The sequence below is a fragment of the Psychrobacter sp. 1Y4 genome, assembly GCF_051847555.1.
The window spans coordinates 1-624 of record NZ_JBPYDE010000767.1 but is presented as its reverse complement, the minus strand read 5'-3'; the positions used below and the strand labels follow the sequence as shown (position 1 = coordinate 624).

General features: G+C 40.1%; 1 protein-coding gene. It reads left to right on the top strand.

The window, feature by feature from the left end; all coding sequences use genetic code 11:
- Window positions 1-371: 371 nt before the first annotated feature.
- Window positions 372-624, top strand: a 253-nt coding sequence (locus tag ACS8FC_RS18775) for an Lrp/AsnC family transcriptional regulator (RefSeq protein WP_439297904.1), incomplete at its 3' end; no start/stop codon positions are given.

The following is a 624-nucleotide window of genomic DNA, read 5'->3' as shown; positions in this document are numbered from 1 at the left end:
GCGACTTCTCAATTGTTTTGCTTGGCCACGTACGATCTGGCAGCGATGGCGCAAAGGCAAACGGACGGTATTTACGGAAGTCGAAAGCGGCATTTTTTGGTGTGATCTTTGCAGTCCCAGTGGCTGCAGTATGCGTGGCTTGGTCAGACATAATCAATCCTTAGATGATATGGTTATTTGTATATTTAGCTAGGCGATTAGCTGTTGGTTAAATTTGTATTTATCATACAAGGTAACGAGTGGTTACACCATAATAATAGCAAAGTTTAGCAAATAGAAACCTGCTATTTTTTATTTTATTTTCTATATTTTTAGTGGAAAAACCTATTTTATTTATTATAATCGAATAAATTCACTATCAAGGCGGCAAAATGCCAGAAAATTACATAGGAAGTGCAGATACAGCAAATATAGATGACATTGATAAGCAATTATTGCGCTTGTTGCAGACGCAGGCACGTATGAGTATCACGGAACTGGCTGAGCGCGTTAATCTCTCCGCCACACCTTGCGCACGTCGTATTAAACGCTTGGAAGATGCAAACATTATCACGGGTTACTACACTAAAACCGATGCGCAAAAACTTGGCTATCCGCTTGCCGTATTTATCGCTATCAGTATGG